At 72.0% G+C, this 15489-nt stretch carries 12 protein-coding genes; 5 read left to right on the forward strand and 7 right to left on the reverse strand.

Features of this window, described 5'->3' with window-relative positions; translation table 11 throughout:
* The first annotated feature begins 167 nt into the window (after positions 1–167).
* Both H9Y04_RS30800 and H9Y04_RS30805 read left to right on the forward strand, forming a co-directional pair.
* Entirely contained in the window at positions 168–812 is a 645-nt protein-coding gene (locus H9Y04_RS30800) for a hypothetical protein (protein WP_187817385.1), read from the forward strand.
* Between the two features lie 104 nt (positions 813–916).
* The gene (locus tag H9Y04_RS30805; protein ID WP_187817386.1) at positions 917–1573 is read left to right on the forward strand and encodes a class F sortase; all 657 of its coding nucleotides are present in this window, start codon (positions 917–919) and stop codon (positions 1571–1573) included.
* A 16-nt stretch (positions 1574–1589) separates the two neighbouring features.
* Here H9Y04_RS30805 and H9Y04_RS30810 read toward each other — a convergent pair whose 3' ends face one another.
* The gene (locus H9Y04_RS30810) at positions 1590–3056 is read right to left on the reverse strand and encodes a nitronate monooxygenase (RefSeq protein WP_187817387.1); all 1467 of its coding nucleotides are present in this window, start codon (positions 3054–3056) and stop codon (positions 1590–1592) included.
* 123 nt (positions 3057–3179) lie between these two features.
* Positions 3180–5087, reverse strand: coding sequence for an AMP-dependent synthetase/ligase (locus tag H9Y04_RS30815; RefSeq protein ID WP_187817388.1), 1908 nt, complete (start codon positions 5085–5087; stop codon positions 3180–3182).
* 187 nt (positions 5088–5274) lie between these two features.
* On the opposite strand from H9Y04_RS30815, the gene H9Y04_RS30820 reads away from it, so the two are divergent.
* A complete protein-coding gene (locus H9Y04_RS30820; protein WP_187817389.1) occupies positions 5275–6945 on the forward strand; it encodes an arabinofuranosyltransferase AftB family protein in 1671 nt (556 codons plus the stop codon).
* Between the two features lie 222 nt (positions 6946–7167).
* Complete coding sequence (locus tag H9Y04_RS30825) at positions 7168–8379, forward strand: S8 family peptidase (protein WP_187817390.1); 1212 nt, start codon at positions 7168–7170, stop codon at positions 8377–8379.
* A gap of 198 nt (positions 8380–8577) precedes the next feature.
* On the opposite strand, the gene H9Y04_RS30830 is transcribed toward H9Y04_RS30825, so the two are convergent.
* Both H9Y04_RS30830 and H9Y04_RS30835 read right to left on the reverse strand, forming a co-directional pair.
* Positions 8578–10176: a vWA domain-containing protein gene (locus H9Y04_RS30830; RefSeq protein ID WP_187817549.1), complete on the reverse strand. Its 1599-nt coding sequence runs from the start codon at positions 10174–10176 to the stop codon at positions 8578–8580.
* 324 nt (positions 10177–10500) lie between these two features.
* Positions 10501–11415, reverse strand: coding sequence for a LysR family transcriptional regulator ArgP (locus H9Y04_RS30835; protein WP_308801237.1), 915 nt, complete (start codon positions 11413–11415; stop codon positions 10501–10503).
* Between the two features lie 83 nt (positions 11416–11498).
* Here H9Y04_RS30835 and H9Y04_RS30840 point away from each other — a divergent pair, with 83 nt between their 5' ends.
* Complete coding sequence (locus tag H9Y04_RS30840; RefSeq protein WP_187817391.1) at positions 11499–12128, forward strand: LysE/ArgO family amino acid transporter; 630 nt, start codon at positions 11499–11501, stop codon at positions 12126–12128.
* A 42-nt stretch (positions 12129–12170) separates the two neighbouring features.
* Here the strand turns inward: H9Y04_RS30840 and H9Y04_RS30845 are convergent, their stop codons facing one another.
* The 3 genes from H9Y04_RS30845 to H9Y04_RS30855 all read right to left on the reverse strand — a co-directional run bounded on the left by H9Y04_RS30845 (position 12171) and on the right by H9Y04_RS30855 (position 15072).
* Positions 12171–12584 (reverse strand): GNAT family N-acetyltransferase, encoded by a 414-nt coding sequence (locus H9Y04_RS30845; RefSeq protein ID WP_187817392.1) that lies wholly within the window; start codon positions 12582–12584, stop codon positions 12171–12173.
* Positions 12548–13651: a WxL protein peptidoglycan domain-containing protein gene (locus H9Y04_RS30850; protein WP_187817393.1), complete on the reverse strand. Its 1104-nt coding sequence runs from the start codon at positions 13649–13651 to the stop codon at positions 12548–12550. The genes H9Y04_RS30845 and H9Y04_RS30850 overlap by 37 nt, the downstream gene beginning before the upstream one ends.
* Positions 13652–13743: 92 nt before the next feature.
* On the reverse strand, positions 13744–15072 hold the full coding sequence (locus tag H9Y04_RS30855; RefSeq protein WP_308801240.1) for a hypothetical protein: 1329 nt from the start codon (positions 15070–15072) through the stop codon (positions 13744–13746).
* Between the last annotated feature and the right edge of the window lie 417 nt (positions 15073–15489).

Raw genomic sequence — 15489 nt, forward strand, 5'->3', positions numbered from 1 at the left:
GCCCGTCACCCGCACGACCAACCGAGAGGGCTCCCCGCATGCGGGCCGGGGCGTCAGGCCGTTGGCTCGAGGGGATGGAGCGCCGGGGACAGGCCACTGAGGCGGACGGGCAGGGTGCCGCCACCCCGGGCTTCGCTGGAGGCATACGCATGCGGACGCAGCGGAACATGCGACGGACCGTCGCCACAGCAGCCCCGGTCGTAGTGCTCGCCGTGCTCGCGGGCGGCGCCGCCCTGACGCTGATGCCCGAGGACGGCGCCACCGGCGGCAAGCAGAGCGCGCAGCCGGTCGCGGGCGGCAACGCGGCCGGCATCAAGGTCACCGTCAACGGCTCCACGGTGCAGGCCACCACCTCCGCCTGCACCAAGGGCGGCCGCGCCTCCCTCATCGGCGGCGGCAACGCCAGCTTCGCGGGCGGCCAGCAGGCCATGCTCGCGGGCGGCTCGGCCACCTGGAACAACGTGAACCCCGGCACGTACACCGTGGCCGTGGTCTGCTCCGGCGGCGACGCGGCCGGTTCGCAGCGGGTCACCATCTCGGGCTCGTCGGCCACCTCGCCGACCGCGGCGCCGACCAGTGCGGCTCCCGTCGCGCCCGTACGCCCGAGCACCCCGACCATCACGCCCACCCGCCCCCAGGTCATCCCGCAGGGCCGGGTGTCGGCCGGGCTCGGCGGCGGTGCGCCGCAGCACGTGGACACCTCGGCGCAGATCGCGGGCGGTGCGGCGCTCGCCGTCACGGCCGGCGCCGGCGGCGCGTTCCTGATCCGGCGCCGCAACCGCAAGGCCGCGCTCACGCACCGGTCCGCGTGACCGCTGCAGAACGCTCAACGCCGAAGAACGCTCGACGCCGTAGAACGCGCCCTCCCCGGAAAGCGCGCAATCCCCGGAGAAACAGCACACGGAGGAAGGTGCCCATGTCCGCACCCGGCCGCTACCGCCTCCCCGGTGTCAGGGCCCCGCTCGCCGGTACGACCGCGCTCGCGGTGCTCATCGGGGCGTGGTTCGCGGCCGAGGGGGTGCGGAACGCGGATGCCGTCGAGGCGCCGCCGCGCATCTCCGTACCGGCGCCGCAGCATGTGGGGGCGCCGGAGGTCCCGCCGCTCGCCCCCTCCCAGCCGCTGACGATCCGTATCCCCGCGATCGGGGTCGAGTCCATGCTGGTCGGCCTCACAGTGCGGCCCGACGGATCGCTGGACGTGCCCTCCCCCGAGACGCCCCAGCTCGCCGGCTGGTACGAGCAGGGCACGAGCCCGGGCGCGGCCGGCACCGCGCTCACCGTCGGGCACTACGACTCGGCGACGGGCCCGGCGGTCTTCTACCACCTGTCGCAGCTGGGCCCGGGCCACACCGTCGAGATCGACCGGGCGGACGGGCGGACGGCGGTCTTCACCGTGGACTCCGTCGAACTGCACGACGGCAGCGCGTTTCCCGACAGCAAGGTGTACGGCACGACCGGCCGCCCCGAACTGCGCGTGATCACCTGCGGCGGCAGCTACCAGCCCGGAGGTCCGGGCGCGGGCGGCTACCAGGGCAACACGGTCGTGTACGCGCATCTCAGCGGCGTCCGCTGAGGCGCCGGACTGTTGCTCAACCAGCGGTCTGCGTCATCCAGTTCACGACATCCACCGCCGCGTACGGCTCGCCCCCCGGGCTGAGGTGTGCCAGGAAGGCGAGGTCCTGGCCGAGCGTCACGACGGGCGCCTCCACCGCGCCGCCGGGGCGGCGCTGGGCCAGGCCCACCGTGGCGAGCAGCCCGTTGCACAGACAGACCTTGCCCTCGGCGAGCGCGGTGTCGCCGCCCTTGCGGGCGTAGGCCGCGCCGGGTTCGGCGGGGCAGCGGTAGCCGAGCGCGCCCTTCGGGGTGCGGTACGGGGTGCGCAGATAGCCGAGGTCGCAGACGCGGCGCCGGGCCTCGCGCACAGCGGGTTCCGAGAGCGTGCCCGGCAGGTCGGCGACCTTGAAGGGGAAGCCGGTGGGCGAGGCCGCCACGTCGTTGCGCACCGTCAACGTCCCGTGCCAGGCACGGGACTTGACCTGTGCGCGCAGCTCGCCCGTCATACCCGAGTCCTCACAGAGGGCGAAGGCGCTGCCGACCTGGACCCCGGCCGCACCGGCCGCCTTGGCCTCGGCGAGACGCTCGGGGTGGGCGGCGCCGCCCGCGAGCCAGAACGGGATGCCCTGGTCGACCAGCGACGCCATCTTGGCGAGATCGGGGAGGTCGCGCGGCCCGTAGACGGGCTCGCCGTCCGCGTCGAGCTTCAGTGCACCGCGCGGCGGTGCGCTGTGCCCGCCCGCGCCATGGGTCTCGATGACGAAGCCGTCGGGCCGGGTCACCTCGTCGCGCGCCAAGTACGAGGCGAGCACGGGCAGCGAGACGATGGCGAGCACGGCGGGGCGACGCAGGTCCGCGGGCACCCCGGCGGACCCCAGCACCTCCCCCGGGTCGAACCGGTGCTCGCAGACGCCCTCGTCCCCGTCGACCGTGAGCTCCACCGTCACCGCCTCACCGCGCGAGAGGCGCGTCGCGAGCTGCGGGATGTGCGCGGGCACCCCGGCGCCCACCAGGACGTGGTCGACGCCCGCGAGGATCGCCCCGAACAGAGCGGGGGCGACGGCCAGTTGGACCTTGGCGAGGTAGTTGACGCCGACGAGGCCCTCGTGGCCCTCCTTCGCCAGCCACACCTCGACGAAGTTGCCGATCACCGTGAGCAGATCGGCCGCCTCGCCGCGTTCGGCCCGCAGCATCGGTTCCGTACGGAAGCGTTCGCCCTCGGCGAGGCCGCCCGGCACGTAGTAGCGATCGAGCACGGCGGCCGCGAGTTCGGGCACGGGGAAGGCCGCGAGTGCGCGGCGCACGTCGCCGCCGGGATCGCCCAGCTGGAGCCTGCGGGCGAGCACCGCGTCGAGCGCGGTGCCGGAGACGACGCCGAGCTGGCCCGTACGGGAGACGGCGCGCGCGAGCCGCCAGCCGGAGACGCCCACGCCCATGCCGCCCTGGATCACCTGGGGAGGTGCGCCGGCGGCGGTGTCCGCGGTGGCAGGAGCAGTCGGCATATCGCCCTCGATCGCTGTCGCCTTCGTAACCTACGGAACCGTAGGTTCGCTGCTTCCAGCGTGTGCCACCCAGGGCGCGGGCAGGCCCGGCGAAGGTCCCGACTGCCGATGACCAAAGGCCCCTCAGCCCCGGTACAACTCCTCGATCTCCCCTTCGTACGCCCGAAGGACGGCCCCCCGCTTAACCTTCATCGAGGGCGTGAGCAGCCCGTTCTCCTCGGTGAACTCGGCCTCCACGAGCCGGAACGCGCGGATCGACTCGGCCCGCGACACGGCCTCGTTCGCGTAGTCCACCGCCCGCTGCACATCGGCGATCATGCGCTCGTCCTCGATGACCTCGGACATCGGAGTGTCGGCCGGCATCTTGCGTACGGAGAGCCAGTGGGTCACGGCGTCCGGCTCCAGGGTGATCAGGGCGCCGATGAACGGGCGGTTGTCGCCCACGACGAGGCACTGGCCGACCGGCGGGCGGCTGCGCAGCCGGTCCTCCAGGACGGCGGGGGCGACGTTCTTGCCGCCGCTCGTGACGAGGATGTCCTTCTTGCGGCCGGTGATCCTCAGATAGCCGTCCTCGTCGAGTTCGCCGAGGTCGCCGGTCGCGAACCAGCCGTCGTCCAGGGTCTCGCCGGTGGCCCGGGCGTTGTTCCAGTAAGCGCCGAACACGATGCCGCCCCGGATGAGGACCTCCCCGTCCTCCGCGATCCGGATCGCCGTGCCCGGCACCGGCAGACCGACCGTGCCCGGGCGCGGGCTGAGCGGCGGGGTGATGGTGGCGGCCGCGGTGGTCTCCGTGAGGCCGTAGCCCTCGTAGATGATGATTCCGGCGGCGTAGAAGAAGAGGCTGAGGCGGGGGTCGAGGGGTGAGCCGCCGCTGATCGCGTAGCGCAGCCGGCCGCCGAGTTCCTTGCGGATACGGCGGTAGACGAGCAGGTCGTACAGGCCCCAGGCGAGATAGGTGCCGAGCGAGGGCCCCTTGCCGGTGCCGAGGAACTTGCGCAGATACGCCTCGCCGAAGCGCACCGCGATCCGGTCCGCGCGCTCGAAGGAGGAGCCGCGGCCGATCTTCTCGGCGGTCGCACGTCCCGTGTCGTGGATCTTCTCGAAGAGATAGGGGACGCCGACGAGGAACGTGGGCCGGTAGGAACGGAGTTCGGGCCGCAGCTCGTCCGGCTTGATGCTCGGGCAGTGCGCGATCTCGATGCGGGCCAGCAGACAGGCGATCTGGATCGCGCGGCCGAGGATATGGGCGAGCGGCAGGAAGAGCAGGGTCGAGGCGACCTGCCCTGTGACCTCCTGGAAGACCGGGTGGAGCAGTTCCACCGTGTTGGCGGCCTCCGCGTGCAGATTGCCGTGCGTGAGCACACAGCCCTTGGGGCGGCCCGTGGTGCCGGAGGTGTAGCAGACGGTGGCGATGGTGTCGGGCGTGAGCGCGGCCCGCCGCTTCTCCACCTCCCCGTCGGGTATGTCCCGTCCCAGCGAGGCCAGTTCGAGGATCGCGCCCGAGTCCAGCTCGAAGAGGCGGACCTTGTCGCCGACGGCCGTGCGGACGGTCGCGGTGTTCTCGGCCGTCTCGGCGATCAGGACCGTGGCGCCCGAGTCCTCGACGATCCAGGCGATCTGGTCGGCGGAGGAGGTGGCGTAGACGGGCACGGACTGTCCGCCGGCCGCCCAGATCGCGAAGTCGAGTACGGCCCATTCGTAGCGCGTACGGGACATCAGGGCGACCCGGCCGCCCGGTTCGAGGCCTGCCGCGATCAACCCCTTTGCCGCGGCGGTGACTTCACGGGCGAAGGCCTCGGCGGTCACCGGCCGCCACTCACCGGCCTCCTTGCGCCGCACCACCACCGCGTGCGGATCCTCCTGCGCGTTGACGAACGGGATGTCCGCGACCGAGCCGCCCGGCTTCTCGGGGACGAGCGCGGGCACGCGCACCTCGCGCACCGCACCGCCCTCGCGGACGAGCTCGGTGCGGGTCCTGGCCGCGAGATCGCCGCGCCGTTTCGCCCGCTTCAGATCCTTGCGTACGCCCATGGCCGACTCCGTGGTCCGCTGGTCACGACAGGTGGTGCGGTGACGCCAAGTTCTTTACGCAAGGGTCAACTTACCGATGCGTAACGAGAAATCAATGGGCCCGGCAGGGGGCAGTGCATGCACTCGTTAGGCCCACGTACCGGTGCGCCCGCGCTGCCGGGAGCCCGCCGCGGGTCAGGGTCGGACCATGGCCACCACGTACGCACCCACCCACACCGTGGAGTTCACCGAGGACGACACCCGTCCCATGCGCCGGCTGCGGTACGGGCTGATCGCGCTGCCCGCCCTGGTGATCCTCGTCGCGGGCTTCCAGCGGCGCTGGATGTCCGACGACGCGCTGATCTACGTCCGCACGGTCCGGCAGATCCTGGCGGGCAACGGACCGGTGTTCAACCCCGGCGAACGCGCCGAGGCCTCCACCGGCACGCTCTGGCAGTGGCTGCTCGCCGCGGTGGGCCTGACCGGCGCGGACCTCGCGCAGGCCGCCGTCCACGGCGGACTGCTCCTGACCGCCGCCGGGTTCGCACTCGCCGCGCTCGGCTGCCTGCGGCTGTACGGCGACTCCTCGATGCTCCCGCTCGGCGCGCCCCTGCTGCTCGCGCTGCCCCCGGTATGGGACTTCGCGACCTCAGGACTGGAGACGGGCCTCGCGACCTGCTGGCTCGCGGGCGGCTGGCTGCTCCTGGTGACGCGGCCCGCGTCCGTGTGGACCTCGGTCGTACTCGGGCTCGGGCCGCTGGTCAGGCCGGATCTCGGTCTGGTGTCCGCGGTGTTCCTCGGCGCCCAGTGGCTGCTCGTACGGCCGGGGCGGCGGCGCACCCTGGCGGGCCTGGGCGCGGCGGTCGCGCTGCCGGGCGCGTACGAGATCTTCCGCGCGGGCTACTACGGGCACCTGGTGCCGCTGCCCGCCGTGACCAAGGAGGCCTCGCAGAGCCTGTGGGGCCGCGGCTTCACGTATCTCGGCGATTTTGCAGGACCGTATCTGCTGTGGGTGCCCGCGCTGTTCGTGCTCGCGGCGGTGCTTCCCGTCCGCGCGGAGAGCCGCGACCGGCTCGTGCCCGTGCTCGCTCCGGTGCTCGCCGGGGTCCTGTGCTGGGCGTATGTCATCAAGGTCGGCGGGGACTTCATGCACGGCCGGATGCTGCTTCCGGGTCTCTTCCTGATGCTGCTTCCCGTCTTCCTCGCGCCCGCGAGCCGCGCGACCGCCCTCGCCTCGGTGGGCGTCGCGGTGTGGGCGGCGGTGTGCGCGAGCGTGCTGCGGATCGATTACGAGGGGCGGGTCGGCCCGGGCGGTATCGCCGACGAGCGCGGGGTGTACGTGGCGCAGAACGCCGATCCGCACCCGCTGCACCACACGTTCGCGGGCGCCGACTGGCATGCGCGGTACGGAAAGGCGGCCCGCGCCGCCGAGCCGCCGGCCCTGCTGCTGCCGGGCCCGGTGCGGCTCGCGGCCGGGACGCCCACGGTCACCGGGGTGTATCCGGTGCTCGGGCACAACGGCACGTCGGTGCCGCTGGACGGCGCGGCCCTGGACCCGATCGGCCTCGCGTATCCGCTGGCCGCGCACTCGGAGCGGGTCGAGGGCGGACGGGTCGGGCACGACAAGCAGCTGCCGGACGCATGGGTGATCGCGGACCGGGGAGCGGGTGAACTCCCCTCCGGTGTCGACCCGTCGAAGGTCGAGGCGGCGCGGCGGGCGCTGCGCTGCGGCGCGCTCGCCGAGCTCCGCGAGGCCACCCACGCGCCGCTCACCACGCGACGCTTTCTCGCCAATCTCACCGGCTCTTTCCAGCGCACCGGTTTCCGCTTCCCGACCGATCCGGCCCAAGCGGAAAGGGAGTTGTGCGGGCGGGACTGAGGCCGAACCCGCAATACGTCACCGGATCCATAGGTTTGGCATGCACAAAGCCATGCCATGCATATCCCTCGGCAGCTCTCGTACCGCTCCGTACCTCTGCGTACCGCTCGCGGCTGCCGCACCGCACCACGCACACCTCATTGCCCGTTCCCCACCCGGGCCCGCGCACCGTGTCCCCACGGGCGCGGACCGGTCGGTCAACGAAAGGTCAGGTGCTCACTCATGCGTTCCCGTTCCCGCAGACTCGGCGCGCTGTTCGTGCCCGTGCTGCTCGCCGCCGGCATCCAGTTCGCCGGCTCCCCCGCGCACTCCGCGCCCGTGCTCGGCGACCTCCGGCTCGCGCCGGAGTCGGCCGCCGTCGACGGCAGCTGGATCGTCGTCCTCAAGGACGGCTCCGCCTCCCGCGCCGAGACGGCCTCGGCCGCCCGCTCCCTCACGGGCGAGTACGACGGCAGCCTCACGCATGTGTACGGCAGCGCCGTGAAGGGCTTCGCCGCGAAGCTGTCCAAGGCCGACGCGAAGGAGCTCGCGGCCGATCCCGACGTGGCGTACGTCGAGCAGAACACCCGGGTCGCGATCAGCGAGACCCAGCCGAACGCCACCTGGGGCATCGACCGAATAGACCAGCGGGATCTCCCGCTCTCCACGACGTACACGTACAACACCGGCGCGTCCAACGTGACCGCGTACATCATCGACACCGGCATCCGCACCTCGCACAGCGAATTCGGCGGACGCGCGAGCGTCGGCACCGACACCGTCGGCGGCGGCCAGAACGGGCAGGACTGCAACGGGCACGGCACGCATGTGGCCGGCACGGTGGGCGGCAAGAACTACGGCGTGGCCAAGAGCGTGAAGCTCGTCGCCGTACGGGTCCTCGACTGCCAGGGCTCCGGCACCACCGCCGGGGTGATCGCGGGCGTCGACTGGGTGACCGCGAACGCGGTCAAGCCGGCCGTCGCGAACATGAGCCTGGGCGGCGGGGCCAACACCTCCCTGGACAACGCCGTGAAGCGCTCCATCGCCTCCGGTGTCAGCTACGCGGTCGCGGCCGGCAACGGCAATATCTTCGGCTGGCCCGCGAACGCCTGCAACTACTCGCCGGCCCGGGTCCCCGAGGCGATCACGGTGGGGGCGACGGACCGAAACGACCGGCGCGGCTCGTTCTCCAACTACGGCACCTGCCTGGACGTGTTCGCGCCCGGTGTGAGCGTCACGTCGGCGTGGATCGCCAACGACACCGCGACCAACACGATCAGCGGCACGTCGATGGCGGCCCCGCACACGGCGGGTGTGGCGGCTCTGTACCTGGCGTCCAACCCCGGCGCCGCACCTGCCCAGGTCCGCGACGCGCTCGTGAACGCGGCGACGGTCGGCAAGGTCCAGGACCCACGCACGGGCTCCCCGAACAGGCTCCTTTACTCGCTGTTCTGAGGCGCTTGGGTGCGGAGGGCTGCCCGCCCTCCGCACCCTCGTGACGTTCAGCCCCTCCGGCGTTTGAGGAGATCCGAACGAAGTTCGGATGCACGGGGTCCGGGGCAGAGCCCCGGTTTCGGGAAGGGGCGGGTAGGGGAAAACCGCCCGCCGCAGGCGCACCACCCGCACCTCCACCGGCCCGCACCCGACGGACCCTCAGAGCTCGCCCTCGGGCTCCCCGCCCCCGTCGCCGTCCGACTCGGGCGCCGGGGCCAGGCCCAGGAGGCGGCAGGCCTGTTCGAGGGCGGTGGCCAGGGCACGCACGTCCCCGTCACCCGTGGAGTCGGCCAACTGCGATGCCTCACGCTGCAGTTGCGGCAGCGACGGCGCACCGGGCAGGGAGCCGCCCGCGGCGGTGGACATGTCGTCCGCGCTGCACTCGGTCTCCGACTCGCAGGGCCGGTAGCCGGACCCGGCCCGCAGCCCGTCCGCGAAGTACCCGGCCACCGCGGCCACTTGGAGCGACTCGTCGGCGCCGGCGCCCCACAGAGAACCCCGCAGGGCCGAGGACTCGATCTGCTCGGACTCCTCGTGCGGCGCACGGCTGTCGGGGTCGAGCCAGCGGACGCTGGCGGTGGCGACATGGCCGGCGTCGGCGCCGTCGCGCAGCCGTACCGCATAGAGCGCCGTCACGGTGTGACCGGGGCCGACCTCGCCGCCGTCCACGCGGTCGTCGCGGAAGTCCTCGTCGGCGACCTCGCGGTTCTCGTAACCGATCAGTTTGAACTGCTTGACCGTCTGGGGGTCGAAGGCGACCTGCGCCTTGGCGTCACGGGCCCGCAGCTCGATATGCGCCGGAAGCTGCTCGCAGAACACCTTCTCGGCCTCGTCGATCGTCGACACGTACGTGGTGTGCCCGTCGCCCTTGTTGGTGAGCCGCTCCATCAGCTGGTCGCCGTACTCGCTGCCGACGCCCACGCCGAACAGCGTGATCCCGTGCTCCTTGCGCTCGTCCGCGATGCGCTCCAGGATCCCGTCCGCGTCCGTCTCGCCGACGTTGGCGAGCGCGTCGGAGAGCAGCACGACACGGTTCGTGGAGCCGGCGACCTTGCCGTCCACGGCGGTGTCGTACCCCTCCTCCACACCGGCCGCGACGTTGGTGGAGTCGGTGGGCTCCAGGTCGTCGATCACGTCGTGGATCCGGTCGCGGTTGCCGCCGATCCGGGTCATCTCCAGGACGGTGTCGGCCTCGTCGCTGAAGGTCACGATGGCCACGCGGTCGTCGGCGCGCAGCCTGTTCGTCATCAGGTCGAGTGACTCCCGTACGAGATCGAGGCGGCCGGCCTCGGCCATGGAGCCGGAGATGTCCACGGCGAAGGTGAGCGCGGCGGGCGGCCGCCGCTCCCCGTCCTCGCCGCGGGTGGCGAGGCCGACCCGCAGCAGGGACCAGTCCGGATCGCTCGTCTTCGCGCCGTCGACCGTCACGGAGAAGCCGTCGCCGTCGGGCCGTTCGTAGTCCTGCCGGAAGCTGTTGACGAACTCCTCGGGCCGTACGTTCGCCGGGTCGGGCAGCCGGCCCTCGCCGAGCGAGCGGCGCGCGTAGCCGTAGCTGGCCGTGTCGACGTCGAGGGCGAAGGTGGAGAGGAAGTCCGGCGGTGCGGGAGCGACCTCCCGGCTCTTGTCCCCCTCCTCCGTCCCCTCGGTGCCGCGCGGCTGGTCGGGCGCGGGCATCGGCACGCTGTCCGCGTTGCCCCGGCCCTCACTCGACCTGTTTCCGTCGCTGCTGCCCCCGGCCGCACATCCGGTGGCGAGCATCGCCCCGGCCATCACCAGGGCGAGCGCCCCGGACCGTATCCGTACGCGTCCTGAACCCACGTCGTTACCCCCATCGGTCAGCGGTCTTGTGACTGTGACGCAGGGGACTTCAGGAATGTGCGGTCCGGGTTATTGCGGAAGAGTTGCGATGCGGCAACACCGGTCGCGGGCCGATAACGAAGATCGCGAGGCGGTCACGACCCGGGGACGGACCCGTCACCCCAGTCGCGGAGCGATAACGTCCGGTGTCGGCGCGGAAGTTGAGCCGCCCTCGAAGCCGACGCCTCCCGAAGCCGATACCCCGCGCACCCGTCAGGGTCACGCTCAGCCGGACCCGTGCAAGTACTCCGACGCCACCGACGCGACCGTTTCCGCCACCAGCGCGAGGGCTGGGGCGTCCAGCTTCCACTGCTGCCAGTACAGAGGGACGTCCAGATGCCTGCCGGGCGTCAGTTCCACCAGCGCGCCGGACTCCAGGAGCGGGGCCGCCTGGATGTCCGGGACCAGGCCCCAGCCCAGACCCGCGGCGACCGCGTCGCGGAAGCCCTCCGAGGTGGGGACGTGGTGGCGGACCGGGCAGGCGTCCGAGCGGCCGCGGGTCAGCGCCCGCACGAAGCGGTCCTGAAGTTCGTCGCGGCGGTCGTAGACCACCACCGGCGCATGCGGCAGCCCACGGGACAGGGGCCCGGAAGCCAGGTGCCGTCCCCTGAACGCCGGGGTGGCGACCGGCAGATAGCGCGCACGCCCCAGCGGCCGCACCGTGCACCCCGCCACCGGCTCCGCCGGGGAGGTCACCGCCGCCATCACCCGGCCCTCGCGCAGCAGCGTCGCGGAGTGGCCCTCGTCCTCCCGCAGCAGCTCGAAGCAGACCGGCGGATCCTGCGGCACACGGGTCAGGGCGGGCAGGAACCAGGTGGCGAGCGAGTCCGCGTTCACCACGATCGGCAGCCGGACCACCCCGCGCGGCCCCTCGTCGTCGGCGTCGAGACCCAGCTCCAGGTGGGCGGCCTGCTCCAGCGCCGCGAGCTGGCGTCCGAAGCGCACCACCACCTCGCCGGACTCCGTCGGCCGCACCGGCTTCGTCCGCATCAACAGCACACGCCCGGTGCGCTGTTCGAGCGCCTTGATGCGCTGGCTGACCGCGGAGGGCGTCAGATGCAGGGCCGTCGCGGCGGCGTCGAAGGTGCCCTCGTCGACGGTGGCGAGGAGGGTGCGGACCAGGTCGTGCGGCAGATCCACGAGAACTCCATCTGAAGCAGTGCTAATGGCACCTAAGAAACATTAGCTGTACTGATGCCCGGGCGGAGCTTAGCGTCGAAGCCATGAACAGCGCATTCGTCCCGGCACTCGGCGCCGGCTTCGGCACCGGACTCTCCTTGATCGTCGCCATCGGCGCCCAGAACGCCTTCGTGCTGCGCCAGGGCGTCCGCGGCCAGGCCGTGCTCCCGGTGGTCGCCATCTGCGCGGCCTCGGACGCGGTCCTGATCGCGCTCGGCGTGGCCGGCCTCGGCGCGGTGGTCACCGCGTGGCCGCCGGCGATGACGATCGTGGGCCTCGCGGGCGGCGCGTTCCTGATCGGTTACGGAGTCCTGGCGGCCCGCCGCGTCCTGCGTCCGGCGGACGACGCGCAGGGCCTGCGGGCGGACGGCGCGGGCACCCGCTCCATTCGGGCCGCGGTGCTCACCTGCCTGGCCCTGACCTGGCTGAACCCGCATGTCTACCTGGACACGGTGCTGCTGCTCGGCTCGGTCGCCTCGCAGCGCGGGGACCTGCGGTGGGTGTTCGGCCTCGGCGCGACGCTCGGCAGCCTGGTCTGGTTCGCGGCGCTCGGCTACGGCGCGCGCCTGCTCAGCGGCGTCCTCGCCCGGCCGGCGGCCTGGCGCGTGGTGGACGGTGTCGTGGCGGGGACGATGCTGGCGCTCGGCGGGATGCTGCTGCTCCAGACCCTGTAGGACCCATGAGCACCCTGTAGGGCCCATGGGCGTCGAAAGCCCTCAGGCGCCGAACTCCCACGTCAGCACCGCACACACCCCGTCGTCCCGCGCCCCCGTCGCCCGGTACGTGGCCAGCGCCCCCTCGTTGTCCGTGTCCACCGGCACCCACATGTCGTAGCACTCCAACGTGCGGGCGAGCGCGGCCAGTTCGGTGATCAGTGCCGTGGCGATGCCCCTGCGCCGGTACGGAGCGTCCACCCCCAGCTCGTACAGGCACATCTCCACCCCCTTGTCCGGGTGGTGGATCTCGATCCCCGTGATGAAGCCCGCGGGCACGCCCTCCTCGTACGCGAGGAACATGTGGTGCCCGCCGGCCGCGAGGAAGCGGCGGGTGGCCTCCTCGCGGGGCGGGGTGTCGAAGAGATGGGCGGCTGCTGTCACCTGGTCAGCGTCGGTGGCGCGGCGGATGTCCATTCCTCATCCGTATCACGGGAGTTGGGGTCCTGAGCGCGCCTGCTCATGCGGGACCGCAGCCGGCGGAGCACCGCACGCGGCCCGCCCGCACGGCGGATCCGGCGCCCGGCCCACACCAGCAGGGCCAGCAGGAACAGTCCGCCGAGCGCCGGCCAGGGCACGGCGAGGAAGGAGGTCTCGCGGGTCGTCTGCGCGACCTTCGGCTCGTCGAACGCGCCCGCCGTCGCCTTGAGCGTCACCCAGTCCAACTGGGGCGCGTCCGCCCAGGGTTCGGTGAACTCCACGCGCTGCCCCGGAAGCAGCTCCATCTTCAGGGCGCGCGGACGCTGCGTGAGGACATCGCGGCCGAACAGGCCCTCCGCGGACAGTTGGACGGTCGGGCGGATCCGGACGTTGCCGCGGTTGACCAGGACGTAGCGGACGGTGGCCTTGGCGTCCGTGACCCAGGGGACCAGGGGTGCGCTGCGGTCCACCGACACCGACTCGATCGCGACATCGGGCGCGAGCGGGCCGCTGACCCGCAGATACATCCGGGCGCCCACCGAACGCTGCACGCCCACCTGCACCTTGTCCTTCTTGCGGACGCTCTCCACCTTGGTGTTGAGCGCCACGATGCCGCCGATGTGGTCACCGGGGGTGGCGTCGGCGGGGACCTTCAGGCGGAACGGGATGTCGACACGCTGGTGCGCCTCCACCGTGATCGAGGCGTCGCGCGCGGCGTCCTCCTTGCCGAGCAGCATCCACAGGCCGACGTCCTTCGGTTCGCGCTCCACCGGAAGCAGCGCGAACGCGCCGCCCTGCGGGGTGTTCATCGCGTCCGTGGCGAAGACCCGGAAGGTGAGGGCCTCGTCCGAGGTGTTGGCGATGCTGACGCTGTCCTCGATCTCGCCGCCCGGGTCCGCCTCGTGGGAGAAGTACTCGCGGGTGCGCTTGTCCGAGCCGTCGGGGGGCGTGGGGAAGACCGCCCAGGTGCCGTTGTCCGCCGCGCGCGCGGCGGGCGGCGGGCCGGTGAGGGTGAGGAGCAGGCCGACCACTGCGGCCACGATCAACGCGTACGGTCTGGGCATGCCTGCTCCAAGAAGTCTGGTACGGCGAAGAGTTGGAGCAGGGTGCGCCTTGAGGTGACTGAGCCGGGGCGCACCCTGCCCCCTTGTGCCGGTTACGCCATCGAGAACGTGACGACCGACTGATAGGCATCCGCGAACATGAACGGCGGAAGCTTCAGCGAGGCCCCGCCGCCGACCGCGAACTCGCCACCGGTCAGTTCCTCACCACCAGGCGCCTGGGAGGCGACCTGCTTCGGTGTGTCCGTGATCGCTCCGGCCGCGCCCACGGTGCACGGGCTCGGGCTGTCCGGGTTGGTCACGGTGCAGGTCGGCGCGATGGAGAGCGCCGCGGTGCTCATGGCGTGCCCGGTGGCCGCGTTGAGGAACGGTGTCCTCGTCACGGTCACGTCCCAGCCGAGGCTGCCACCGCGGAAGTCCTGTACGGCGGCGGCGTTGAAGGTGCCCGTCACCGTCTGGGACTTGCCGTTGATGGTGACCGAGCCCAGGTCGAGCGTGGGCAGACCGCCCGCGGGTCCGATCGCCAGGGCGCCCGGAAGCACCTCGATGTCGACGGGGTGCGGGACGCCCTCGATGGGGGCGACCCAGACGAAGGCCTTGCCCGGGGTGCTGCCGATGCGGATGCTGTCCGCCTTCGTCGTCACCGTGAGCGAACAGGTCGCGTTGCCGGCCGCGTCCGCCGTACCCGCACCGGTGTCGGTGTCCACACCGGCCAGCGACGCGGTACACGTCACCGCACCTGCGGGGAAGTTGACACCGCTGACCGTCACGGCCGTACCCGGGCCGCCGCTGTTCGGGGTCAGCTTGGTGGTCGTCGGGACCGTCGGCACCGGGATCTGGTTGGTGACCGCGGAGACCTTCGGCGCGTTCGCCGTACAGGTGGTGTCCTGCGCGCCGAGCGGCGGGTTGGTGATCGTGGTGACGGTCTTGGACGAGTCGATCAGCCACTTGATGGCGCCCGGGCTCGCGGAGGCCGGGATGGTGATCGGCGCGTTGTTGGACCACGGCGCGATCGTCGGCTCACCGTTCGCCGGTACGGTCTGCGAGGCCTGTGCGTCGCCCGCGACGGTCACCTTGGTGCCGGCCGGGATCCCGGCGTTCTCCAGCTCGAAGGTGACGGACGGCGTCATCGTCAGGGTCAGCTGCAGCGGCACCGTCACACCGGTCGGCGAGGGTGTCACCTTCACCGATCCGACGGGCAGCACATCGCCCGGCTGCACATTGTCCGGCACCTCCACCGTGTACGTGGAGTTCATGTCGCGCGGGTTCGGCGAGGGCGAGCCTGCGGGCAGTTGGCAGTGCATGCTGGCCGTGGCGGTACCCGTCACGGCGCTCGCCGGGGCCGCGAGCCCGACGACTCCCGCCCCCACGGCAAGGGCCAGCGCTCCCACGCAGGCCAGACTTCGTTTGCGGGTGGTTCTCACTGGGTGGAGCCCCCTTGTGTCGTGATCCTCTTGTGCGGCACGGCAGTTGCCGGCCGCAAGTGATCACAGGAGCTGTCGGCCCCGGGGGTCGTGCGCTTACATTGGGACCGGCACTCCTGTGCCGACGGACCGGCCACCCTTGACCTGTTGGCGCGGGAAAGGGTGGCCGGTTCTTGTGTGTTCGCGTGTGCGCGGTGGTGCGGTCGTCGCATTAGCGCGCCAGGTGCCGGAGATGTCAATGACATGTGAAGGTCACCGGACAACGCATTTGACGGTCCATCAGGAGAGAAAGCGCTCCCCATCGGAAATGCCCGCTATGTCCTGAGTAAGGTGCGCTTTAACACGCCCGTAACCGCAGGACCGCCACGTACTGCGTCTGCGGTACGCGGGGCACGCCTCCTACCTCCCGGGGAGGTC

Origin of the sequence: Streptomyces polyasparticus (assembly GCF_014493765.1) — a bacterium.
GTDB lineage: Bacteria > Actinomycetota > Actinomycetes > Streptomycetales > Streptomycetaceae > Streptomyces > Streptomyces polyasparticus.

Coding starts and splice junctions, on each gene's coding strand:
- H9Y04_RS30825 (WP_187817390.1), top strand. CDS start 7,168: ATGCGTTCCCGTTCCCGCAGACTCGGCGCGCTGTTCGTGCCCGTGCTG.
- H9Y04_RS30830 (WP_187817549.1), bottom strand. CDS start 10,176: ATGCTCGCCACCGGATGTGCGGCCGGGGGCAGCAGCGACGGAAACAGG.
- H9Y04_RS30850 (WP_187817393.1), bottom strand. CDS start 13,651: ATGCCCAGACCGTACGCGTTGATCGTGGCCGCAGTGGTCGGCCTGCTC.
- H9Y04_RS30845 (WP_187817392.1), bottom strand. CDS start 12,584: ATGGACATCCGCCGCGCCACCGACGCTGACCAGGTGACAGCAGCCGCC.
- H9Y04_RS30820 (WP_187817389.1), top strand. CDS start 5,275: ATGGCCACCACGTACGCACCCACCCACACCGTGGAGTTCACCGAGGAC.
- H9Y04_RS30840 (WP_187817391.1), top strand. CDS start 11,499: ATGAACAGCGCATTCGTCCCGGCACTCGGCGCCGGCTTCGGCACCGGA.
- H9Y04_RS30810 (WP_187817387.1), bottom strand. CDS start 3,056: ATGCCGACTGCTCCTGCCACCGCGGACACCGCCGCCGGCGCACCTCCC.
- H9Y04_RS30815 (WP_187817388.1), bottom strand. CDS start 5,087: ATGGGCGTACGCAAGGATCTGAAGCGGGCGAAACGGCGCGGCGATCTC.
- H9Y04_RS30805 (WP_187817386.1), top strand. CDS start 917: ATGTCCGCACCCGGCCGCTACCGCCTCCCCGGTGTCAGGGCCCCGCTC.
- H9Y04_RS30800 (WP_187817385.1), top strand. CDS start 168: ATGCGACGGACCGTCGCCACAGCAGCCCCGGTCGTAGTGCTCGCCGTG.